General features: G+C 68.1%; 22 protein-coding genes. 9 read left to right on the forward strand and 13 right to left on the reverse strand.

All coding sequences use genetic code 11. The features are described from left to right. Nucleotides 1-55: 55 nt before the first annotated feature. From QZM15_RS21280 to QZM15_RS21290, 3 genes are all read right to left on the reverse strand, one after another. Nucleotides 56-697 carry an OmpW family protein gene (locus tag QZM15_RS21280; protein WP_089464783.1) on the reverse strand — a complete coding sequence of 214 codons (642 nt, stop codon included), beginning with the start codon at nucleotides 695-697 and terminating at the stop codon, nucleotides 56-58. Nucleotides 698-762: 65 nt separating this feature from the next. After that, the gene (locus QZM15_RS21285; protein ID WP_060966158.1) at nucleotides 763-1,953 is read right to left on the reverse strand and encodes a nitronate monooxygenase family protein; all 1,191 of its coding nucleotides are present in this window, start codon (nucleotides 1,951-1,953) and stop codon (nucleotides 763-765) included. A 123-nt stretch (nucleotides 1,954-2,076) separates the two neighbouring features. Beyond that, complete coding sequence (locus QZM15_RS21290) at nucleotides 2,077-3,513, reverse strand: aldehyde dehydrogenase family protein (RefSeq protein ID WP_302107203.1); 1,437 nt, start codon at nucleotides 3,511-3,513, stop codon at nucleotides 2,077-2,079. Between the two features lie 267 nt (nucleotides 3,514-3,780). On the opposite strand from QZM15_RS21290, the gene QZM15_RS21295 reads away from it, so the two are divergent. The 3 genes from QZM15_RS21295 (at nucleotide 3,781) to QZM15_RS21305 (ending at nucleotide 5,534) form a co-directional block, all read left to right on the forward strand. Then, the gene (locus QZM15_RS21295; RefSeq protein ID WP_027784520.1) at nucleotides 3,781-4,146 is read left to right on the forward strand and encodes a hypothetical protein; all 366 of its coding nucleotides are present in this window, start codon (nucleotides 3,781-3,783) and stop codon (nucleotides 4,144-4,146) included. Nucleotides 4,147-4,357: 211 nt separating this feature from the next. Beyond that, nucleotides 4,358-4,921, forward strand: a complete 564-nt coding sequence (locus QZM15_RS21300; protein WP_302107204.1) for a hypothetical protein — start codon at nucleotides 4,358-4,360, stop codon at nucleotides 4,919-4,921. A gap of 16 nt (nucleotides 4,922-4,937) precedes the next feature. Further along, entirely contained in the window at nucleotides 4,938-5,534 is a 597-nt protein-coding gene (locus tag QZM15_RS21305) for a polysaccharide deacetylase family protein (protein WP_302107205.1), read from the forward strand. On the opposite strand, the gene QZM15_RS21310 is transcribed toward QZM15_RS21305, so the two are convergent. Continuing rightward, complete coding sequence (locus tag QZM15_RS21310) at nucleotides 5,531-6,496, reverse strand: phosphotransferase (RefSeq protein ID WP_302107206.1); 966 nt, start codon at nucleotides 6,494-6,496, stop codon at nucleotides 5,531-5,533. The two genes, QZM15_RS21305 and QZM15_RS21310, sit on opposite strands and share 4 nt — an antisense overlap. A 25-nt stretch (nucleotides 6,497-6,521) precedes the next feature. Between QZM15_RS21310 and QZM15_RS21315 the strand changes: the two genes are divergently transcribed. Then, a complete protein-coding gene (locus QZM15_RS21315; RefSeq protein WP_226290836.1) occupies nucleotides 6,522-7,211 on the forward strand; it encodes a cephalosporin hydroxylase family protein in 690 nt (229 codons plus the stop codon). On the opposite strand, the gene QZM15_RS21320 is transcribed toward QZM15_RS21315, so the two are convergent. From QZM15_RS21320 to QZM15_RS21345, 6 genes are all read right to left on the reverse strand, one after another. Further along, the gene (locus tag QZM15_RS21320) at nucleotides 7,168-8,376 is read right to left on the reverse strand and encodes a glycosyltransferase (RefSeq protein ID WP_302107207.1); all 1,209 of its coding nucleotides are present in this window, start codon (nucleotides 8,374-8,376) and stop codon (nucleotides 7,168-7,170) included. The genes QZM15_RS21315 and QZM15_RS21320 overlap by 44 nt on opposite strands. 7 nt (nucleotides 8,377-8,383) lie before the next feature. Then, nucleotides 8,384-9,451, reverse strand: coding sequence for an asparagine synthase-related protein (locus QZM15_RS21325; protein WP_302107208.1), 1,068 nt, complete (start codon nucleotides 9,449-9,451; stop codon nucleotides 8,384-8,386). Then, complete coding sequence (locus tag QZM15_RS21330; RefSeq protein ID WP_302107209.1) at nucleotides 9,448-10,326, reverse strand: radical SAM protein; 879 nt, start codon at nucleotides 10,324-10,326, stop codon at nucleotides 9,448-9,450. Before QZM15_RS21330 ends, QZM15_RS21325 begins: the two co-directional genes overlap by 4 nt. A 1-nt stretch (nucleotide 10,327) precedes the next feature. Continuing rightward, the gene (locus tag QZM15_RS21335; RefSeq protein WP_302107210.1) at nucleotides 10,328-11,326 is read right to left on the reverse strand and encodes a phosphotransferase enzyme family protein; all 999 of its coding nucleotides are present in this window, start codon (nucleotides 11,324-11,326) and stop codon (nucleotides 10,328-10,330) included. Next, on the reverse strand, nucleotides 11,327-12,076 hold the full coding sequence (locus tag QZM15_RS21340; RefSeq protein ID WP_059583491.1) for an FkbM family methyltransferase: 750 nt from the start codon (nucleotides 12,074-12,076) through the stop codon (nucleotides 11,327-11,329). A gap of 233 nt (nucleotides 12,077-12,309) precedes the next feature. After that, a complete protein-coding gene (locus tag QZM15_RS21345) occupies nucleotides 12,310-13,902 on the reverse strand; it encodes an ABC-F family ATPase (protein WP_060318733.1) in 1,593 nt (530 codons plus the stop codon). Nucleotides 13,903-14,070: 168 nt separating this feature from the next. Here QZM15_RS21345 and QZM15_RS21350 point away from each other — a divergent pair, with 168 nt between their 5' ends. After that, nucleotides 14,071-14,523, forward strand: a complete 453-nt coding sequence (locus QZM15_RS21350) for a lipocalin-like domain-containing protein (RefSeq protein ID WP_059583495.1) — start codon at nucleotides 14,071-14,073, stop codon at nucleotides 14,521-14,523. Between the two features lie 86 nt (nucleotides 14,524-14,609). Here the strand turns inward: QZM15_RS21350 and QZM15_RS21355 are convergent, their stop codons facing one another. Continuing rightward, nucleotides 14,610-16,904: an AsmA family protein gene (locus QZM15_RS21355; protein WP_302107211.1), complete on the reverse strand. Its 2,295-nt coding sequence runs from the start codon at nucleotides 16,902-16,904 to the stop codon at nucleotides 14,610-14,612. A 152-nt stretch (nucleotides 16,905-17,056) separates the two neighbouring features. On the opposite strand from QZM15_RS21355, the gene QZM15_RS21360 reads away from it, so the two are divergent. Both QZM15_RS21360 and fetB read left to right on the forward strand, forming a co-directional pair. Further along, nucleotides 17,057-17,758 carry an ATP-binding cassette domain-containing protein gene (locus QZM15_RS21360; protein ID WP_302107212.1) on the forward strand — a complete coding sequence of 234 codons (702 nt, stop codon included), beginning with the start codon at nucleotides 17,057-17,059 and terminating at the stop codon, nucleotides 17,756-17,758. After that, nucleotides 17,755-18,558, forward strand: a complete 804-nt coding sequence (fetB, locus tag QZM15_RS21365; RefSeq protein ID WP_059583499.1) for an iron export ABC transporter permease subunit FetB — start codon at nucleotides 17,755-17,757, stop codon at nucleotides 18,556-18,558. Before QZM15_RS21360 ends, fetB begins: the two co-directional genes overlap by 4 nt. A gap of 155 nt (nucleotides 18,559-18,713) precedes the next feature. Here the strand turns inward: fetB and QZM15_RS21370 are convergent, their stop codons facing one another. Then, nucleotides 18,714-19,265, reverse strand: a complete 552-nt coding sequence (locus QZM15_RS21370; protein ID WP_060318844.1) for a DUF6013 family protein — start codon at nucleotides 19,263-19,265, stop codon at nucleotides 18,714-18,716. A gap of 161 nt (nucleotides 19,266-19,426) precedes the next feature. Then, complete coding sequence (locus tag QZM15_RS21375; RefSeq protein WP_302107213.1) at nucleotides 19,427-20,443, reverse strand: zinc-binding alcohol dehydrogenase family protein; 1,017 nt, start codon at nucleotides 20,441-20,443, stop codon at nucleotides 19,427-19,429. A gap of 126 nt (nucleotides 20,444-20,569) precedes the next feature. On the opposite strand from QZM15_RS21375, the gene QZM15_RS21380 reads away from it, so the two are divergent. Together QZM15_RS21380 and serB are read left to right on the forward strand one after the other, a co-directional pair. Next, entirely contained in the window at nucleotides 20,570-21,508 is a 939-nt protein-coding gene (locus tag QZM15_RS21380; protein WP_226231836.1) for a LysR family transcriptional regulator, read from the forward strand. 169 nt (nucleotides 21,509-21,677) lie between these two features. Beyond that, the gene (serB, locus tag QZM15_RS21385) at nucleotides 21,678-22,523 is read left to right on the forward strand and encodes a phosphoserine phosphatase SerB (RefSeq protein WP_302107214.1); all 846 of its coding nucleotides are present in this window, start codon (nucleotides 21,678-21,680) and stop codon (nucleotides 22,521-22,523) included. Nucleotides 22,524-22,540: the final 17 nt, after the last annotated feature.

A 22,540-nucleotide genomic window follows, 5' to 3' on the forward strand; every position in this document is an offset into this window, starting at 1 on the left:
GCGGCATGCCGACCGCCATGCCGCCAACCCCAACTCTGTTCTTTTACTGTCGCGTCTAGAACTTCATCCCGACGCCCACGCCGACGATCAGCGGATCGATGTGCAGCGTGCCGATGCCCTTGTCGCCCAACGTCGCATCGGTGCTCATCCAGATCTTCTTCACGTCGACGTTCATGAACACCTTCTTCGTCAACTGCACGTCCACGCCGAACTGCAGCGCGGGGCCGAAGCTGCTCTTGTTGATCGACACGCCCTCCCCGCCGACGTTGAGCCCGTTGTTGTAGAAGTACGTGTAGTTCAACCCGGCGCCGACGTACGGACGCACCTTGCCCGCATGGTTGAAGTGATACTGCAGCAAGAGCGTCGGCGGCAGCACGCCCACGCCGCCGAGATTGCCGAGGCTCGACGTCATCTGGTGCCGCGACGTGCCAAGAATCAGTTCCACGCCCAGGTAGTCGCGGATCATGTACGTGAAGTCGAGCTCGGGCACGATCGCGTTGTTCACGCCCGTGTTGATCGCGCCGAGCGTGTCGCTCGCGCGCTCGTTCGGCTGGATGCTGATCGCGCGAAGCCGAACCAGTACGTCACCCTGGTTGATGCCGTCCCCCGGCGATGCCGCGTACGACAGCGACGGCATCGCGAGGACGCTCGCCGCGACGGCGGCGGCGGTGACACAAGTTCGAATCGTTTTATGCATGGTACGGACCCCCAAAGAATGGTTTCCATTCTCGCTGTAGGGTCTTTTCGTCATCTTGATATTGGTCAAGCCAGCGTAAACGTGGGACGGTTTGCCGCAGGCTCGGTCGCACTGCCCGTCAGCAGCAGGTCGAGCAGATCGCGCACGCTGCGGATCGCGCGGCCGAACGGCAACGCTTCGCGGCCGCGGAAGAACAGCCCGTTCGCGACGTCGCCGCGCAGCGCGGCCGCGAGCCGCGTGTCGATGCAGAAGTGGCCGAATTTCTCGATGCCGTCGCGCAGCCCGCATACGCTCAGGCATTCGAGCGCGGTCGGGCAACGCTGCCTGAACGCGCCGAGCTTGTTGCGAATGCGCGTCTCGTTGCGCAGGTAACGATCGAGCCACGGCGTCTTCACCGCGCGTGCCGGCAGCCCCGTCACGCTGACGAATTCGACGATGTCGTCGGGCGTCGCATCGGCAAGCACGCGCTTGAAACGCGGATGCGCATCGCCCTCTTCGGTCACCGCGAACGGCGTCCCGACCTGCACGCCGTTCGCGCCGGCCGCGAACGCCGCGCGCACCGTGTCGTGGCTGTTGATCCCGCCGGCCACGATCAGCGGGATCGTGTCGCGGGCGACACCGAGCGACGCCATCACCTGCGCGGTCTCGTCGAGCACGCGCGCGAAATCGAAGCGGCCGTCGTGCATGTCGTCGAGCTGCGTGACGCCGAGGTGGCCGCCCGCGTGCGCCGGATGCTCGATCACGATCGCATCGGGCAAGCGGCCCTTCTTCATCCACTTCTTCAGCACCAGCGCGATCCCGCGACTGTCCGACAGGATCGGGATCAGCGCGATGTCGCGCCCTTGCGTGAGGTCGGGCAGATCGAGCGGCAGGCCCGCGCCCATCACGATTGCGTCCGCGCCCTCGTCGCACGCGACCCGCACGTAGTCCGCATGCGCGCTCACCGCCTTCATCACGTTGACCGCGATCATCCCGCGGCCTTCGCTGTACGTTTTCGCGAGACGGATCTCGCGCGCGAGCGCGTCGAGGTTCGCCGCCTCGAGCGTCGCGCGATCGGGTTGCGCGCGGCAACGCGCGAGCAGATCCGCATGATGGTGGCGCAGGTCGATGCTCGCGATCGTGCCGACCGCGCCTTCGCGCGCGACGCTGCCCGCCAGCCGGTGCGCGGAGATGCCGACGCCCATGCCGCCCTGCACGACGGGCAGCAAGGTGCGGCCGCGGATCGTCAGCGGCGGAAAGGAAGTGCGTACGGTCATCTGAAACCTCGTCGGAACATCGGAACCGCGATGATCGACGATCCACCGCCGCGCACCTTGACGGCCGTCAAGAAAAAAACGGCACGCGAGCGTGCCGTTTCCGATTCGGGCCGCGAGCGGCGTTCAGGCCGGCTTCGCCGGCTTCAACTGTATCGACTTGTACTCGAGATACTCTTCGAGCCCGTACACGCCGTTCTCGCGGCCGTACCCCGACTGCTTGAAGCCGCCGAACGGCGCGGCGGCGTTCCACGTGCCGCCGTTGATGTCGACCTGCCCCGTGCGGAGGCGGCGCGCGACGCGCATCGCGCGCTCGTCGCTGCCTGCCCACACCGCACCGCCGAGCCCGTACGGCGAATCGTTCGCGATCCGCACGGCCTCTTCTTCATCGCGATACGTGATGATCGACAGCACCGGCCCGAAGATCTCTTCCTGCGCGATCGTCGATTTCGGATCGACGCGGCCGAACACGGTCGGCTTCACGAAGAAACCCTTTTCGAGCCCTGCCGGCAACCCGGTGCCGCCCGTCACGAGTTCCGCGCCTTCGTCGATGCCGCGCTGGATGTACGCCTGCACGCGCTGCTGCTGCGCGGCCGACGCCAGCGCGCCGAGGCGCGTCGCCTCGTGCCGCGGGTCGCCCGCGACGTACGACTCGGCCGCCGCCTTCGCGAGCTCGCGCGCCTCTTCGTAGCGCGCTTGCGGCACCAGCATCCGCGTATGCGCGGAGCAGGTCTGGCCCGCGTTCAGGTAGCACGCGTTGACCGTGCCCTTCACGGCCGTCGCGAAATCGGCATCGTCGAGGATCACCGACGCCGACTTGCCGCCCAGCTCCAGCGCGACGCGCTTGACGCTCGCGGCCGCCAGCTCGGCCACGCGCTTGCCCGCGCGCGTCGAGCCGGTAAACGACACCATGTCGACGTCCGGATCGCTGGCCAGCACCTCGCCGACGACCGGGCCATACCCACACACCAGGTTGAACACGCCGGCCGGCAGCCCGGCCTCGTGGATCGCTTCGGCGAGCATGAACGCGTTCAGCGGCGCGACTTCCGACGGCTTCAGCACCACCGTGCAGCCGGCCGCGAGCGCCGGCGCGACCTTCAGCGTGACCTGGTTGAGCGGGTAGTTCCACGGCGTGATCGCCGCGACGACGCCGACCGGCTCGCGCACCACCAGCGAATTGCCGACCCGCGCGTCGAATTCGAACGATTCGGCGAGCTTCGCGTACGCCTTCCAGTTGTAGATCGGGCCGCCGACCTGGATCGCGCGCGACAGCTTGATCGGCATGCCGACTTCGCCGGTGATCGACTGCGCGAGTTCTTCGCTGCGCGCCTGCAGATGCTCGACGATCTTGCGCAGGTAACCCGCGCGCGTCGCGGCCGGCGTGGCCGCCCACGCGTCGAAGGCCGCGCGCGCCGCGCGGATCGCGGCCTGCGCGTCGGACGCGACGCCCTCGGGAATCCGGCCGATCACGGCTTCGGTGCCCGAATCGATCACGTCGATCGTGCCCGTGCCGGCCGGTTTGCGCCATGCGCCGTCGATGTAGAACTGGTCGTAGATTTTCATCGTGTTCCGCCTCCAGGGAAGCCGCCATTCTAGCGAGCGTTTCGGTGGCTGGTGTGACGAATGACAGCCATCCGAAAGGAGCGGCCAGGCCCCGCGCCGGTGCTCCGCCGCCCGCGCGCATGGCCGGCGGCGCCTTCGTCCGGCCAACGCCGCGTCAGCGTCCACCCGGGTGCGCGGCCGGGCCCGCATCGTGCTATGTTTTTACTATCGGCATCGGCCCGTTGCGGCCGGCGCCGCCCGGAATCGACGCACTTCGTGAGCGCTGCCATGTCCGACGCATCCCATACCCTCGGCTCGCAAGACCGCCTGGAGCTGCTTTGCTGGCTCACCTGCGGCAACCTCGGCGCGTTTTACCTCAACGAATCCTGGCCGGACGCCGCGTTCCAGGTCCAGGCCGCGCACCGCTGGCTCGACCGCCATCACCGCCAGGCCGACTGGCTCGCGGTCGCCAGGCTCGCGGCGCTCGCGCAGGACATCGCGAAGCGGCATGCAGGCTTCGTCGACGCGTCGTGGGCGCGCGACGCGGTCGAGGAAATCGTCGATACCGACGATCTCGACTATCGGGCCAAACTCGTGCAGTGGGTGTACGAGGACTGCTGCAAGGCGCTCGCCGACAAGCGGCTGGCCGATTGAGCCGCGCAAAGGCGGCATGAGACGTCAGGCAGCGTGATATCGCGGCGGTTTGACGACGCTCGACTGGGCGATTCCGCGCGGCGTCGCGGGGGCGGCGGGCGCACGACCGCCATTCCGTGTCGCCGCCCCGCGCGAAGCGTCATAGAATCGTCGTCGCCGGCAGCTCGGCCGCTGCGGCCCGACATCCCTCTCGAACATGAAGAACACGCGCGTGACGCTCGCCCATCGACTTCTGCTGATCGCCGGCGCCTCGATCGCGCCGATGGCCGGCGCGGGTACCGCCGGTACCGCCGGTGCGGCACCCGCGGCCTCGCCGGCCGCGGCCTGCGCCTCGCCTGCGTTCGACCGTTATCCGGCGCCGGCCGCCACCCGCGCGCCGTGCAAACCGGCTGGCGCGCCTCGGCTCGCCAGCAGTGAAGCGCGCCTGTACCGCACCGTCATTCGTGACGCATTCGCCCGACCGGCCAATTTTGCCGGCCACTACCGCGTCGCGATCTGGGGTTGCGGAACGGATTGCCGAAACTTCGCGATCCTCGACAAGAACACGGGCGCGACGTACACGATGCCCGGCGTGACGGCCATCTCGGGCGTGATGGGCAACGACGACGAGCGCGTCGACTTCCGTGCCGGCAGCAGGCTGCTGATCGTCGCCGGCTGCTTCAACGACGATTGCGGCGACGGCCACGCGAAAGCGGCCCGCTTCTTCCACGAATGGACCGGCTCCCGGCTGCGTCCGGTCGGCACCTGCCCGCTGGCCATCGAGCCGGTTCAGTGAGCGAGCCTGGCAATCCATGACGTCCATTCACCTCAGTTTCGACGACGGCCCCGGCCCGTCGACGCCCGCGCTGCTCGACGTGCTGCGCGACGCCGCGTGCGCGGCGACGTTCTTCGTGCTCGGCCAGCACTTGCCACGCGCGCTCGACGTCGCGACGAGAATCGCGCGCGAAGGCCACCGGCTCGGCAATCACACCTATTCGCATGCGAGGCCGGGCGCGCTCGCGGACGCCGCACTGATCGACGAGATCGATGCAACCGATGCGCTGATCCGCGACGTCTACCGCCGCGCCGGCCTTGCCGCGCCCGACACGATCCCGCTGCGCCTTCCGTACGGGTTGATGCCGCCCGACGATCGCGCGGCCGTGCTCGCGCGCCTGCGGCGCGAACACACCGGCTGGACCGCGATACTGGACGACTGGCAGCGGCCGCCCCCGTCACCCCAGGCGCTGTTCGACGCGATGTGCGCGCATGTCGACGCCTGCACGGCGCGGCAGCGCGACGTGCTGTTCTGCCTGCACGACGGGTCGCGGCATGGCGAAGCGCGGCCCGACACGGTCGAAGCCGTGCGCCTGTTCCTGAACCGGCGGCGCGCCGACGCGACGCCCCGCTAACCCGCGGGCACCGTCCCGTCCAGCAACTGGCGCCAGCCGCCAAGGAAACCGATCCCGGGCCCCGGCATCCACAGCCCGCGCTGCGCGGCCTCGAGATGGATCAGCGTCTGATCCGCGCAGAACAGCGTCATCAGCGCGTCGTGGTTGTCGCGCAGCCACGCCGGCGTCGCATCCGGCCGCGTCGCCGCATAAGCCTCCAGGCCGGCCGCCCATCGCCCGCGGTCGAACACGAAGCCATCGTCCCGGCCCGCATCGCGCGACAGCGCGAACGACGCAAAGGCCGCCTCGAGCCATTGCGCGCCCTGCCCCACGTCGTCGAAATCCAGCACGCCGTTCACCGCGTTGCCGACATACAGCAGGTTGCCCGCGTGATAGTCGCCGTGCAGCCAATGCACCGGCCCCGTCAACCACGATGCCGCCGCGTCGAGATGCATGCCGATCCGCCGGATCACCGTGCCGTAGTCGTCGCTCAAGCCGGCCGGCAGCGACGGCATCGCGCGCGCCGCGACGCGCGCATGACGGGCCGACAGCCACGCCAGCGGCGCCGCTTCGCCGGCGGGTATCGCGGCCAGCGCCGCATGCAGCTGCGCGAGCGTGCGCATCGCATCGATCGCGCCCGCATGCGGGTCGTCCGGCAGGCCGGGACGGCCGTCGATATGCTCGAACAGATGCAACCAGTTCCCGTCGGGCGTCTGCACGCCGGGTTGCGCGTCGACGGTCGGCCGCAGCCGCGGCAGCGCGGGCAGCGTCGACACCGTGCGCGCCTCGCCGAGACGCGCGAGTATCGACGCCTCGCGCCGCATCTGCGCGACCGGCTTGCCGGACCACGACACGCGCAGCACCGTGCGCCCCGCATCGCCCTCGACGAGATACGTTTTGTTAGTATGGCCCGACGCCAGCGCCCGCAGGCGCGCCGGCCCGGTGTTCCAGTACCGGTGAAGCCACGATTCCAGCGTTTTCACGTCACTCCTACTCGTTGCATCGACCATGTCAGAGCGTCCTTCGGCCCGCATGCGGGACATCAACATCGAATGGCTGACGCGCGCCGCCGAATTCGGCCATCTGTTCCAGACCCGCTGGCTCGGCGAGCGCTTCTTCCATCTGCCCGGCGACATGCTCGCGCTGCAGGAACTCATCTGGCGCGAGCGTCCCGACTGCATCGTGCAGACCGGCATCGCGGCGGGCGGCGGCGTGGTGTTCACCGCGTCGATGCTGGAGCTGGCGGGCACCGATGGCCGCGTCGTCGCGATCGAGCCGCGCCTGCGCGACGAGGTCCGCCAGCGCCTGCACGCGCACCGGCTCGCCCACCGCATGGTGCTGATCGAGGGCGAATCGTGCGCGGCCGACACGCTCGCGTCGGTGCGCGCGCAGATCGGCGACGGCGCGCGCGTGATGGCGATTCTCGATCTCACGCATACGCACGCGCACGTGCTGCGCGAACTCGAATGCTATGCGCCGTTCGTGACGCCCGGCAGCTACGCGATCGTGATGGACACGATCATGGAGTACCTGCCCGAGTCGATGTTCGACGGCAAGCCGTACGGCCGAGGCAACAACCCGGCCACGGCTACACGCGCGTTTCTTGGCCGCGACGACCGGTTCGAAGTCGACCACGACATCGAGGACCGCGTGCTCATGACGCTGTCGCCAGGCGGCTTCCTGAAGCGAGTGCGCTGATCAGGCGGGCCGCTTGCGCGGAGCCGTCGCACGCGGCATAGCTGTCGCGGATCCGCGCCGCCTGCTCGCGCAACGATCCGGCACGCAACAGGCGTTCGAGCGCGTCGGTAATGGCCGCGACGCCGGCCTGCCGCAGATCGAGCACGCATCCCGCGCCGGCCCGCTCGACGAAATGCGCCGAATGGAACTGGTCGTTGCAGAACGGCGACAGCAGCATCGGCACGCCGCACGCGAGCGACTCCATCACCGAATTCGCGCCGCCGTGGCTGACGAACGCGTGCGTGCGCCGCAGCAACGCCAGTTGCGGCGCGTAACGCACCGCGATCACGCGTTCGTCGCCGGCAGGCAGCAGATTCGAATCGACCAGTTCGCCCACCGACAGCACCAGTTGCGCGGCCGTCGCACGCGTCGCGTCGATCACCTTCGCGAACAGGTCCGGGTGGTAGTAAAGCTGGCTGCCGAGCGACATATAGACGAGCGGGCGATCCGCGTCGAGGCGTTCCCACGGAAACACCGTCTCGTCGCCGCGCGGGCCAGACGGCATCGCGGGGCCGACCAGCTCGACGCCGGGCGGCGGCGCGCCGACGAGCGCGTCGGTCGTGAACGCGAGCGTCAGGTGCGGCGACAGCACGTCGCAACCGCGAAAGCGCGCGTCGAGGCCGTAGCGCGCGAACAGGCGCGCGCGTTCCGGCTCGAGCCATCGCACCGTGCGCAGCAGTTCCGAATCGAGATCGTCCGGCAGCACCGGATTCAGCGAATTGGACATCGACACCCACGGCAGCCCTTCCAGCTCGGCGGCAATCGCCGCCGCATAGAGCAGCGGATCGATCACGACCACGTCGGGCTGCCATTCGCGCAGCACCGCGCGAATGCCGTCCACCTGCGCGGGCGCAAGGTCGATCAGCAGCGTGCGGATCCAGTGCCGCAGCCAGTCGGCGTCGCGAATGTTCGCGGCGAAGCTCGCGCCGCGCGACAGGTCGTGGCGCTCGGGCGTCTCGCGCGGCCCGACGAACGCGAAGTCGCCCGCGCCGTCGAGCTGCGCGCTGATGTCGGCCGGCGCATAGAACGCGACGTCGCAGCCGGCGGCGCGCAGATGCTGGGCCGGGCCGATGCACGGATTGACGTGGCCCTTCTCGGGCACCACGCAGAACAGGATGCGTTTCATGAGCGGCTCAGGTTGGGCGATGCGCGGCATCGCGGTGAAGGCGATCGAGATGATCGAGAAGCAGTGTCAGCGTCGTCCACAGCACGCGTTCGGTATCCGCCTGCAGCGTGGGCACGGCCAGGCCGAGCGTATCGGCCAGTGCCTGCGTGCGGTCGCGATCGAGCAGCGTCGCGAGATTCATCGCCGGCGCGAGCCGCCCGCGCTTGGGGCCGTGCACGAGACGGTCCGGCAGGTTCAGGCGCGCACCGAGATCGCGCAAGCACTGCTTGTTCGGGTCGGGCGCGATGCTCGTCAGATGCGCGACGACGGCGGCATCGACGAACGGCGGATGCAGGTCGACCGAGGCCTCGTCGAACAGCGCATGGCACAGCGGCAGATAGTTGGCCGAGCGGTCGCGGCGCAAGACCTGATCCGCGCCGTCGCCGGTAATCGCCACCTCGACGCCGTCCGCCGCCATCGCGTCGGCCAGCAGCAGCTTCGCGACCGGATGCAGGTTGAACATCGGTTCCTCGACCGCATGGGTCGTTCTCGGCAGCGCCGCGACGAAATCGGCCTCGTTCGCGCGCACGATCTTCACGTTCGCCTGCATCTGCGCGGCCAGTTCGAGCGCCGCGTCGCGTTCGCAGTAATCGGGCATGTCGGTCGCAAGGATGTAGGCCGTCACGTGCCGCAACGCGCCGAGTTCGCGCAGCAACGCGAGCAGCAGCGCCGAATCGAGCCCGCCGCTCAGCGCCAGCGCGACCCGCTTGCCGCTGTCGAGCGCGCGCTGCAGCGACGCGCGCAGCACGGTGTCGAGATCGGCTGGCCGTGGCCGCTCGGGCGCCGGCTGCACCGTCAGCCCTTGCGGCGACCGGGTCAATGCATGACCGGGCGGCACCGCGCGCACGTCGCGCAGCACGGTACGGCCGACGAGACGCTCGCCGCTCAGGTAGCCCGCGATGGCGGCCGCGTCCGGCGCGCCGGCCGGTTGCCCCGACGCCCGCAATACGGCGCGGATGCCGGATGCCGACACGCCGCTGCGCGGATGGTAGTACAGCCGATCGAAACCGAACGGGTCGCGCGTGCCGACGATCATGGATAACGAGCCTTCAAGGTGTCCACTTCAATGCGTTTCAGGATGCGATGCGGCGCGACCGGCGCACTGCCGCCCCGACAATGCAGGCATGCTTCGAGCGGCGTCTCGCGTTGCAGATACGCGAGCATCGCGTCGAGCATGCCGGCGTCGTCGCGCAGCGGCAGGCCGTCGGCCTGAAAGTCCTTCTCGCCCTTGTACAACGTATGGAAATGCGCGGGGCGCGTGCACGTGTAGAACATGCCGTCGCGAATCATATGGCAGCGCTCCCGGATCCAGCAATCGTGATAAATGCGTCGGGCTTCGTCGCGATCCGTGCCCGGCTGTGCGCGGTTCATCGTCGTGAACACGTCCTGCACTTTCCAGTTCAGACGCACGTCGAAGCGTGCGGCCTGGCGCTCGACATGCGCGACCAGATCGGCGGAAAGCGCCGGCTTCGGATAGCGCGAGATCGTCAGCGCATCCACCGCTTGCCAGAACGCGTCGGGCATCTCGCCGAGTTTCAGGCCGTTCGTCGTGACCGAGATCACGGGCGCGATGCCGGTGCCGCGCGCGCGCTCGACGATTTCGACGAGCGCCGGATGCAGCAGCGGCTCACCGCCAACCAGCTTGAACATGCGAGGGCGCAACACCTTCGCGGCCTTGCGCAAATCGGCTTCGATCGATGCGGGGCTCGCATGCCACTCGGGCAGGAGCGGCGACAGCGAGCAGCATTCCGCGCAAGTGAGATTGCAGTGATCGACGATATGCGCTTCCAGCGAGCGTGTCTGGACGCGTCCGTCCTCGACGCGGTAATCGCGATCGAGCGGCGGCGGAAACACGTGCTGCCGCTCGCCGGCGCGCGGCCGATTCGGGATCTCGTTCGGGCTCGTACTCACATCAGCTTCCTGCTTCCACGCAACGGGAAAAGAAATCGATCAGATGGTCACGCGCGTCCACCATCGCGGACGCCATCGTCACCGCGCCGTTCAGGTGCGACGCGAAGCGCGACGGATCGTCGAGCCAGCCTTGCACGACCCACAGCTTCAGCGCGTGCTGCAAGCAGGCGGCATCGACCGCCCATGCGATGTTTGCCGGGTTCACCGGCCGCACTCGCTGGTACGCACGCACGAACGCTTGCGCGCGGTCCGGCGCCTCCAGCGGCAAATGATTCAGGCATCGCACCAGTTCGTATTCGCGCGGGGCACCGATCGATGCTTCCCAGTCGAGGATCAGCGGCGGCAGCGTGCCCGTGAACAGATAGTTGAACTGGTTGTAGTCGTTGTGAATGGGATGCTGCGGGTCGTCGGCCGGAAACGCTTCGATGCTGCCCGGATAGTAGCGGTCGAGCATGCGCAGCGCGAGATCGACGTAGCGGCGCAGGTTCGCGGCGGCGGCAGCGTTCGCATCGGCTCGATCGAGTGCATCCAGCAGGCTGCCGCGTATCGCATCCGCGTCGATGGAAGTCAGCCGCGCATGGATCGTGTCGAGCGACGGCAGATGCAGTTGTTCGAGACTCACGTGCAACGCGGCCAGACTGGCGCCGAGCGCATCCCATTCGGTTGTCGAGAACGTATCGTAGGTTTTGAATTGCCCGACTTCCCAGCGGGTCAGCATCGCATGGGAATTTTGTCCTGACCAAAGCGATTCGCCGGACCTTGTACGCTTCAGCGTCTGCACATGGAAGCGAGTATCGCGGTGCGTTTCCAGATGCGCGAGGACGGCGGTTTCCTTCACCGCACGCGCATGGTGTTCGCCGGCATAGCGCTTGACTGCCACGCCTGCGCCGCTGTCGGTCGGCAGATGCCACACCCGTTCGCTGACCTGCGCGGGCGGCCCGCCGCGACCGAGCCCGTAGGCTTCGCGAATCTCGTCGAAGGTGGCGGCGAGCGTATCCATTCAGATGTGCTCGGCCGGCCCGTGCCGATACGGATGACCGGTCAGGAACGTGTTGTGTCCGACGTAGCGCAGCTTGTACATCGCCGGTCGGAACAACACCGACGGGTCGTTGTTCGCGATGCCGAGCAGCGGGTACAGGTCGCGCCGCACGAAGAACGCGTTGTTGCCCATGTCGTCGCAGCACACGAGCTCATAGCCCTTCTGCCTGCCAAGATGCACGAGCGATTCGAGGCTCGCGCCGTAATAGGTCGAGCCGTCCCATTCGTGGTCCGGATTGAAGCACATGACCCAGCGCTCGGGCGGCGTGTAGTACGGGTTGTATTCGATCACGACGATGCGCGGCTGGAACGCTTGCAGGCCGCGCCACACCCAGTAGTCGTTGCCGTCGATGTCGATCGACAGCAGGTCGAAGTCGGTCGGCACGTTCGCCTCGGTGAGCAACTGATCGACCGTGTCGGGCTGGACGCGATCATGATGCAGGCGGACGCGCTCCGCACCGGCGTAGTGCGCGGCAAGCTTGCCGAACCGGTATGCGCTGCCTTCCACCAGTACGCCGGCCCAATCCTGTTCGCGCAGCAGCCGCGCGGTATTGCTGTTGCGCAGGCCGTCGCTCGCGCCGATATCGACGCAGAAGCGGTGGGTCGGCGCGATCCGCTCCATCAGGCGCGACAGGATGCCCTCCTCGGTGCCCTGCGCGTACAGGCTGGGCGCAAGGCCGGACAGGTCGAGCGGGAGAAGATGGTCCTGCATCGAGGGCGGCTCCGGGTGAAATGGGGAATGATGGGGGTGTTGGGTGGGTAATTTACCCGAAGTCGATCAAGCAGAGGAAACCGGCATGCGCGGCACGGCGGGGTTCGGGCGCGGCGGATATGAAAAAGCCCGCATCGACATGGCTGTCGATGCGGGCCCGTAGCACTTCCGGCGGTTCGCTCCGTGCGGTGATGCCCGACCTGGCCTCACGCCCGGAGGAAACCTCGGGGCACTTACTCCTGCCCCTGACTCGTCAGGAACTCTTCATAATTCCCGCCGAAGTCGAACAGCGTGCCGTCCGTGCGCACTTCGATGATCCGGTTCGCCAGCCCGCTCACGAACTCGCGGTCGTGCGACACGAAAATCAGCGTGCCTTCGAACTGCTCGAGCGCGATCTGCAGCGACTCGATCGACTCCATGTCCATGTGGTTGGTCGGCTCGTCCATCAGCAGCACGTTGTGGCGGCCGAGCATCAGCTTGCCCCAGATCATGCGGCCCTTCTCGCCGCCCGACAGCACCTTCACCGACTTCTTGATGTCGTCCGACGAGAACAGCAGGCGGCCCAGCGTGCCGCGCACCATCGTTTCGTCGTCGCCGTCCTTGCGGTACTGGTCGATCCAGTCCATCAGCGTGATGTCGTCCGGGAATTCCTCGTACGTGTCCTGCGGCATGTAGCCGACATTCGCGTTCTCGGCCCACTTCACCGTGCCGTGATCGAGCGGCAGGTTGCCGAGCAGCGAGCGCAGCAGCGTCGTCTTGCCCGCGCCGTTCTCGCCGATGATCGCGATGCGCTCGCCCGGCTGCACCGACAGGTTGAAGTTCTGGAAGATCGTGCGCTCGTACTTCTTCGTGATCTCTTCGGCGACCACCGCGACGTTGTGCAGCTTCTTCTCGAACTCGAAGCGGATGAACGGGTTCTGCCGCGACGACGGCTTGAATTCCTCGATCTTGATCTTGTCGATCTGCTTCGCGCGGCTGGTGGCCTGGCGCGCCTTCGACTTGTTCGCCGAGAAGCGGCGCACGAAGTCCTGCAGTTCGGCCACGCGCTCCTTCGCACGGGCGTTCGCCGCCGCCTGGCGCTCGCGCGCCTGCGCCGATGCGAGCATGTAGTCGTCGTAGTTGCCCGGCCAGACCTTCAGCGTGCCGAAGTCCATGTCGGCCATGTGCGTGCACACCGAGTTCAGGAAGTGACGATCGTGGGAGATGATGATCATCGTCGAGTTGTACTCATTGAGCGTGTGCTCGAGCCAACGGATCGAGTTGATGTCGAGGTTGTTGGTCGGTTCGTCGAGCAGCAGCACGTCCGGCTTCGAGAACAGCGCCTGCGCGAGCAGCACGCGCAGCTTCCAGCCCGGCGCGACGTCGGCCATCGTGCCGTTGTGGAACTTCTCCTCGATGCCGATGCCCAGCAGCAGCGCGCCCGCGCGCGCTTCGGCGTCGTAGCCGCCGTATTCGGCGAACTTGCCTTCGAGCTCGGCCGCGTGCATGTAGTCGTCGTCGGTCGCTTCCGGGTTCGCGTAGATCGCGTCACGCTCGGTCATCGCGGCCCACATCTCGGTGTGGCCCATCATCACGACGTCGAGCACGCGCACGTCTTCGTACGCGAACTGGTCCTGGCGCAGCTTGCCGAGGCGCACGTTCGGCTCCAGCGCGACGTTGCCGGCGCTCGGCTCGAGGTCGCCGCCGAGGATCTTCATGAAGGTCGACTTGCCACAGCCGTTCGCGCCGATCAGACCGTAGCGGTTGCCCTCGCCGAATTTGACCGAGATATTCTCGAACAAGGGCTTCGGCCCGAATTGCATCGTGATGTTGGCAGTAGAAAGCACGGCAGGTCCCGTAAGAGAGAAATCGACGGAAAACCGTGTATTTTAGCAGGTGTCGGAGAAACTGCCGATCGCCCCGCCCCGGCAGCGCTTTCCGGCCACGCCGGCCCGCCGCCCGGCGGCCCGTCAACACGACGGCACGCGCGTCACCGCCGTCTACCGGAATCCCGCATGCTCGCCAGCCAGCTTCGCGAACGACTCGTCGGCGCATGGCGCCTCGTGTCCTACGAAATCCGCCCGCGTGACGGCGGGACCATCACCTATCCGCTCGGCCGCGACGCGCGGGGCTGGATCCTCTATACGCCCGACGGCTACATGTCCGCGCAGCTGATGGCGGCCGGCCGCCCGCCTTACGCGGACGGCGACCTGCAGGGCGGCAGCGTCGAGGAGCGCGCGGCCGCGGCGCACGGCTACATTGCGTATTCAGGCCCCTTCAACGTCGACGACGACGGCACGTTGACTCATGAAATGGACGTCAGCCTGTATCCGAACTGGATCGGCAACGTCCAGCAGCGTGTCGTCAGCCTGGACGGCGACCGGTTGCAACTCGGCACCACCGCCCCGATCCGGATCGGCGGCCGGGAGGTCGAACCGGTGCTCGTCTGGGCCCGCGCGCGCCGCTGAACGCCCCCGGCGGCGTCGCACAGCGGGCGCTCGAGCGCCGCAACCACCCCGGGCGCACCGGAGCAAGCCGCTCCGGCGGCTGAGCATTACTTGCCGGCCTTCTTGGCCGCCTTCTGCGCGGCCTGCGCCTTCATCTGCCCGAACAACTCGGAGCACGGCACGTCGCGGTTGTTGCTCGGCGCGATCAGCGGGATCAGCGCCGCGAACGGATTGATCAGCCCGAGCCCGACCATCGCGCCGGCGCGCAGCGCGAGCGCGCCCGCATCGACGCCGACCTTCGGGTTCTTGAACGTGCCCTTCGCATACAACGGCGAGCGCAGCGAGAAGATCCGGAAGCCCTTCGTGTGCGGATGGATCTTCAGGTCGAGCGATTCGTCGCGCAGGTTGATCGGGCCGTCGACGTTGATCAGCGCATCGTCGGTATCGAGCGCGAAGACCTTCGGCTCGAGCATGCCGTCGTTCGCGACGAAATCGATCGCCGCGCAATTGATGTTGACGTCGCGCGTGCCGAACAGCTTCTCGTAGACGACGTTCGCGACGTTCAGGCCCGCGGCCTCCATCAGCAGGAGGCTGATGCGGCCGTTCGTGATGAGCGCCTTCACTTCGCCGGTCGACGTCCCGGCGAGCGCGGCCGGCGAATTGCCGGTCGCCGACAGCGACGCGTCGCCGTTGATCTCGCCGAGCGCGGTCTGCATCACCTTCTGAGTCGGGAACAGCTGCTTGAGCTTCAGGTGGCGTGCGCTCAGCGTGAAGTGCCCCTTGAGCGGCGTGCGGCTACCGTCGAGATGCGCATTCGTCGCGAGCGTGCCGCCCGCGACGCCGAACTGCAGCGGCTCGAGCGTCAGCACGGCGTCCTGCAGCAGGATGTGCGTGTACAGGTTCGTAATCGGCAACTGCGGGCTCTTGATCAGCTTGCGGCCGGTGAACTTCACGTCTGCATCGATCGCGCTCCAGCGTTCGGTACGGAACGTCGCCACCGGCAGCACGCGGTCCGGCGGCTGGCGCGTCGTGTCGCCGCGCTTCTTCTTGCTCGCGGCCGAGTCGGCGCCGATCACCGGCGCGAGGTCAGAGAACTGCAGCAGGTTCGACACGAGTTCGCCCGACAGCTTCGGCCGCGGCTCGCGCTGCGCCCAGGTGAGCGTGCCGCCGAGATCGCTGCCGCCGACGCGGCCGTTGAAGTTCTCGTAGCGGAACGTGCTCGCGTTCGGCTTGAAGTTGCCGATCAAGCGCCCTTCGGTCGCGTAAGGCGGCGTATCGGGCAGCGTGATGCCGGTGAGCTGGTAAAGGTGCGACATCGACGTGCCCTGCAGCCACAGCCGCAGGTCGAGCGCCGCGAGATGCCTCGGGTCGGTCAGCGTGCCGACGATCGCGAGCCGCGTGTCGCCGGCCTTCACGTCGGCCTGCAGCGGGAACGGCCGCGTCGCGTTCTCGATCGCCAGCACGCCACCCACCTTGCCGGTGCCGCTGATCGGCACGTTCTTGTAGCGGCCGTCGAACTTCAGGCCGAATGCATAGGTCGGGCCGGCGGGCTTCGCGGGCGCCGCGGCCCCGCTCGCGCCGGACGCGGCAGCCGCTGACGCGGAAGGCGCGGACGAAGCGGATGCCCCCGACGAACCGCCAGCAGCCGGAGCAACGACACTCGCCGCCGACGCACCCGAGGCCGCAGCCGCACTTGCCGCCGACGCGCCCGACGCGGCTTGCGCATCGACCTTCGCGCCCAGTTGCGCGGCGCCGTGCTTGCCGACGCGCTGCGCCGACGCCGCTCGCGACGTCTGCTCCTGCTCCTTCAGCACGTCGCCGAGCGGGATAGGCTGGCCGAGCGTATCGATCGCGACGGTCAGATCGGCCTTCGTGATCGCGTCGCGATACGTGACGGTGCCCTTCGCGAAACCGAAACTGTCGAGCCGCACCTTCCAGCGCGACGGCTGGGACGATTGCTTGAACTGGAACGTCCACGTATTGCTGCCGTCCGCGCGCCGCTCGAGATCGACGGCGGGATTCACGACGTCGATCGACGGGATCACGATTTCATGCGCGAGCAGCGGCAGGATCGCGAGGTCGAAGTGCGCGGCGTCGAGCGTGACGAACTTGGGCGCCTGCGCCCAGTCGGGATTGCCGATCTCGAGCTGCGTGGCGGAGAAACTCGGCCACGGCACCCATGCGCGCCAGCCGGTCTCGCCATCGGGACGACGCCAGCCGACCTTGAGATCGCCGTTGATCGCGAACGGACGGCCAAGTGCCGTACTCACCTGTTCGTTGACCCACGGTTTCGCGCGGTTCCAGTCGAACGTGAAGAGAAAGATGCCGGCCGCCGCGATGAGCACCGCGACGATACCGACGATCCATGCAGCCGATTTGCCGATGGTTCGGGCTAGCGTCATGGCGGTTCCGTTGTTGTTCTGAAGTGTTGCCGCACCATGCCGGGCCGCTTGCGTGGACGAACGGCGCACGACAACTGCGGCTTTTCAATCGGTATTATGGCGCACGAGATGGCGGCCTTTCGGCGCCATTAACGCTTTTTTTCATTTTTGACATGACCTCCCCCACCGGCCTCATCGACGCGCGGCACATCGCGCGGCGCGACGCCAGCAGCGGCAAGACGCTGCTCGCCCCGACCGATTTCAGCCTCGCCGCGGGATCGCGAATTGCTATCACCGGACCGTCGGGGTCGGGCAAGAGCGTGCTGCTGCGCGCGCTCGCGCTGCTCGATCCGCTCGACGGCGGTCACCTCCTGTGGCGCGGCCGCCGGATCCGGCGCAGTGCGATCCCGCGTTACCGGCGCAGCATCGCCTATGTCCGCCAGCGCCCGGCGCAGATGGACGGCACCGTCGAATCGCAATTGCGCTACCCGTACTCGCTCGCGATCTATCGCGACGTCGCGTTCGATCGCGCGCGCGCCGAAGCGCTCGCCGCGCAGGCCGGCCGCGGCGCCGACTTTCTCGACAAGCGCGCGAGCGACCTGTCCGGCGGCGAAGCGCAGATTACCGCGCTGCTGCGCGTGCTGCAGCTCGACCCGGACGTCCTGCTGCTGGACGAGCCGACCTCCGCGCTCGATCCCGAATCGGCGCGCGCGATCGAGGCGCTCGTCGGCGCGTGGTTCGACGCGGCGCCCGACGCACGGGCCTACATGTGGATCTCGCACGATCCGGCCCAGGCCGCGCGGATCGGCACGATGCGACTCGTGATGCAGGCTGGCGTCCTGCACGCGGCCAACCCGACGGAGGCCGCGCAATGAGTCCGGCACTGCAGGATCTGAGCCTCGTCGACGTCGGCATCGCCGCCGCGCTCGTCGCCGTCAACGGCGCGATCTCGGCGGCGCTGTCGCTCGGCCTCGGCCGCAAGCTCGCGCTCGCGGCGGTGCGCACCGTGGTGCAGTTGCTGGCGATCGGCTACGTGCTCGGCTGGGTGTTCGGTCATCCGCACTGGTACGTCGTGCTGCCGCTCACCGCGCTGATGACGCTGATCGCCGGCTTCGCCGGCGCGGGGCGCGGCAAGCGCACGTACCGCGGCCAGCGCGTCGACAGCATCGCGTCGATCTGGTTCAGCAGCTGGTTCGTCGCGGCGGTCGGCCTGTTCGTCGTGATCCGCATCCATCCGTGGTACGCGCCGCAGTATGCGATCCCGATCCTCGGGATGATTCTCGGCAATACGCTGACGGGCGTCTCGCTCGGCGTCGAGCGGATGATGGAAGAACTCACGGCGCGCCGCGATCGCGTCGAAACCGCGCTCGCGCTGGGTGCGACGCGCTGGGAAGCCGCGCAGGACGCCGCACGCCAGGCCGTGCGCGCGGGCATGCTGCCGACGCTGAATCAGATGGCGGTGGTCGGCGTCGTGAGCCTGCCGGGGATGATGACGGGCCAGGTGCTCGCCGGCCAGTCGCCGCTGCAGGCCGTGCGCTACCAGATCGTGATCATGTTCCTGATCGCCGCGGCGTCCGCGCTCGGCACCGTCGGCGCGGTGCTGATGACCTATCGCCGGCTGTTCTCGGCCGATCACCGCTTTCTCGCGTCGCGGCTCGAAGAGCGCACGCAGTGACGCGCGGCGGCGACGGCGCGAGCCGTACCGCGAAGCGGGCAGCGGAGCGCATTGCAACGGCGGCACGGCGCGACTTGCTCGCGCGCCGCCCTGCTCGTCACGCCAATCGAACCGGTTGCGCGCGCACCGAAGAAGCCCCGGCTCGCGCGCACCGCTCAATGCTTGATCGACACCGTCACCTTGGTGCCGTCGCTCATCGTCACGGACTTCGACCCGCCGTTGGTCGGAATCGACACCCACTTCACCTGGCTCACCGACACGACGTCAGGACACTGCAGCGACTTGCCGCCGGCCGTCACGCTGCGCGTGCCTTTCGGTGCGGCCGCCTGGAAACTCAACTGCACGTTGGCGACGCCCTTCGCGTCGACCGACGGCGCGAGCCGCACCTGGGTCTGCCGCACCATCGCGCCGTTCGCGTCGCGCGGCAGGTTGTCGGCGTTCGGGCAGCCATCCGGCATCGCGACCGCGCCGCTCGGCGGCACCGATTTCCAGTTGAAATCGTCCGTCTCGCCCGAGCGAATCTTGCGGGTCTCCTGCGTGTTGCCGAAGGTCTTCGAGTCGACCTTGACGGTGTATTCGAGCTGTCCGGTACCGCCGCCCTTCAGGCTGCCCTTGACCGGCGGCGCCGCGAATACGCTCGCGCTGGCGCACGCCGCCGCGAACACGACCGACCACGATGCGGCGACCGACAAGCTGCGTTGGCTCATGCTGACCTCCTTGTCATGCGGCGGCACGCGCGTGCCGCGCGGTTTTAGATGCATGATGCGCTGCCAGTCTACCGCCAAGCGCGACGCAATGCGCCGCAAACGCATCGGGTGTTACCCCGCTTGCGTTCGCGGCGCCGCGACCTTAATCGCGCGTACCCGGCTCAGAACCCGCTCAGCACGAGCTTGCCGATCGCGCGCCCGCCCTCGAGCATCCGATGCGCGCGCCGCACGTTCTCGGCGTTGATCGTGCCGAGCTGTTCGCCGAGCGTCGTGCGCAGCGTGCCGCCGTCGACGAGCCGCGCGACTTCGCCGAGGATCCGGTGCTGCTCGATCATGTCCGGCGTCTCGAACATCGCGCGCGTGAACATGAATTCCCAATGAAACGCGGCGCTCTTCGCCTTCAGCAATTCGACCGGCACCGGCTTCGCGTTCTCGACGATCGTGCAAATGCCGCCCTGCGGCCGGATGACTTCCGCCGCGGCCGGGAAATGATGGTCGGTATCGTTGAAGATCAGCACGTAGTCGACCGTCGGATGCCCGAGCTCGCGCAACTGCGCCGGCAGGTCGCCGAAATGGTCGACCACCGCATCCGCGCCGAGCGCGCGCACCCATTCCGCCGACGCCGGCCGCGACGCGGTCGCGATCACGTGCAGCTTGCCGAGCGTCTTCGCGAGCTGGATCGCGATCGAGCCCACGCCGCCCGCGCCGCCGATGATCAGCACCGACTTGCCGGTGTCCGCGCCCTGCGGCGACACGCGCAACCGGTCGAACAGCGCTTCCCACGCGGTCAGCGCGGTGAGCGGCAGCGCGGCCGCCGCCGCGAAGTCGAGCGTGCGCGGCTTCAGCGCGGCGATCCGCTCGTCGACCGCGTGGAATTCGCTGTTCGCGCCGGGCCGCGTGATGCTGCCCGCGTAGAACACTTCGTCGCCGGGCCGGAACAGCGTGACGTCGGCGCCGACCGCGACGACCGTGCCGGCCGCATCCCAGCCGAGCACGCGCGGCGTCTCCTCGACTTGCGGCTTCGGCGCGCGCACCTTGGTGTCGACCGGGTTCACGGAAATCGCCTCCACCTTCACGAGCAGATCGCGCGGGCCCGGCACGGGCTGCGGCAGTTCGACGTCGAGCAACGCTTGCGGGTCGTCGATCGGCAGATAACGGGTCAATCCAACGGCTTTCATTTCGATACTCCTTTCAACGGAATTCGGACAGGCTGCGGCGCAACCTCCATGCGTGCCATCGTAGACACCCCGATCATTCGAGAAAACCGCTATATTTCCTGAAACATTTTCAGGAATTTCAGAATAATGACGTCCGATCCGATGCCTGCGCCCGACAAGCCGCTCGATCTGCTCGACGTCGCGCTGTTCGTGCGCGCGGCGCTGCTCGCGAACGTCAGCGCGGCCGGGCGAGAATTCGGCGTGTCGGCCGCGGTCGCCAGCGCGCGCATCGCGCAACTCGAACGCCAGCTCGGCGCGCGGCTGCTGCATCGCACCACGCGCCGCATCAGCCTTACGCAGGACGGCGAAATCTTCATGGCGCGCGCCGACGCGCTGCTGGCGGCCGCCGACGCCGCGCGCGCATCGGTCGGCCGCGGCCGCAGCGAGCCGTACGGGCGGCTGAAGGTGTCGATGTCGTCGTCGTTCGGCCGCCAGCACGTCGCGCCCGTAATTCCGGCGTTTCTGCGCCGCTACCCGTCCGTATCGCTCGATCTGCGGCTATCCGACGAGATCGTCGATCTGGTCGACGACGGCTACGACGTCGCGATCCGCCTCGGCGCGCTGAAGGATTCGACGCTCGTCGCCCGCAAGCTCGCCGTTAACCGCCGCGTGCTGTGCTGCTCGCCCGCCTACCTCGCCCAACGCGGCACGCCGCGCCATCCGGCCGACCTGACCCAGCACGAGTGCGTGATCCTCGGCGACCAGCGCGACTGGTCGTTCGCGACGCCGCAGGGCCCGCTCACGGTGCGGGTCGGCGGCCGGCTCGTCGCGAGCAACGGCGAGGCGATCCGCGAAGCGCTCGTCGACGGCTTCGGGATCGCGATCAAGTCGACCTGGGACGTCGGCCCGCTGCTCGCGAGCGGCGCGCTCGTCACCGTGCTCGACGATTACCCGTTCGCGGAAGACGTCGCGATCTGGGCCGTCTATCCGAGCCGCGCGCACGTGCCGCTGAAAACGCTCGCGTTCATCGCGTTCCTGGCCGAGCATTTCGGCGATCCGCCGTACTGGGATCGCGCAAACGGGTGAGCGCCACCGCTGCGCGCACGGTTTCGCTCCGGCGCCGGCCGCCCTGCGCGGCCAACCGGCTACAATGGCGCGTTCGCGACGCAACGGCCCGCAGCCGCACGGGGCCCGCGTTCGCAGGCGGCCGCCCGCGGGCCGCGCACGTCATTCATTCGCCTCCCAACCACTCGTCATGACCCACAATCTCGTCATCCAGAGTCTTGCGCCGCTGTCGGACGCCCATCACAAACCGCTGCTCGCGCTGTCGCGCGGCACCCGCGTCGTGCAGACCGACGATCACGCGCTGCGCATCGAAAACGCGAACCCCGCGCAACGCCTCGACATCGACGCGTACTGCGGCACGCATGCGCTCGACTTCGGCTTCGTCGAGGCCGGCCGCACGCTCGGCGATTTCGGGCTCGCCGTGATGGACATGGATTCGACGCTGATCACGATCGAGTGCATCGACGAGATCGCCGATTTCTGCGGGCTGAAAACGCAGGTCGCGGAGATCACCGAAGCGGCGATGCGCGGCGAGATCCGCGACTTCAACGAAAGCCTCACGCGCCGTGTCGCGCTGCTGGCCGGGCTCGACGCGCACGCGCTCGAGCGCGTGTACGAAGAACGGCTGCAACTGTCGCCGGGCGCCGAGACGATGCTGGCCGGCGTGAAGGCCGCCGGCCTGAAGACGCTGCTCGTGTCGGGCGGCTTCACGTTCTTCACCGAGCGGCTGAAAGGCCGCCTCGGCCTCGACTACGCGCATGCGAACACGCTCGAGATCGTCGACGGCAAACTCACCGGCAAGGTGCTCGGCGAAATCGTCAACGCGGACGTGAAGGCGCGCCTGCTGCGCGAGACGTGCGCGTCGCTCGGCCTCGAGCCGAGCCGCGCGATCGCGATGGGCGACGGCTCGAACGACCTGAAGATGATGGCCGAAGCCGGGCTGTCGGTCGCGTTCCACGCGAAGCCCGTCGTGCGCGATGCGGCCACCGTCGCATTCGACCATGTCGGCCTCGACGGGCTGCTGCGACTGTTCTGATCCCGCCGCACCGTCAA

Origin of the sequence: Burkholderia sp. AU44665, assembly GCF_030504405.1 — a bacterium.
Classification (GTDB): Bacteria; Pseudomonadota; Gammaproteobacteria; order Burkholderiales; family Burkholderiaceae; genus Burkholderia; species Burkholderia semiarida.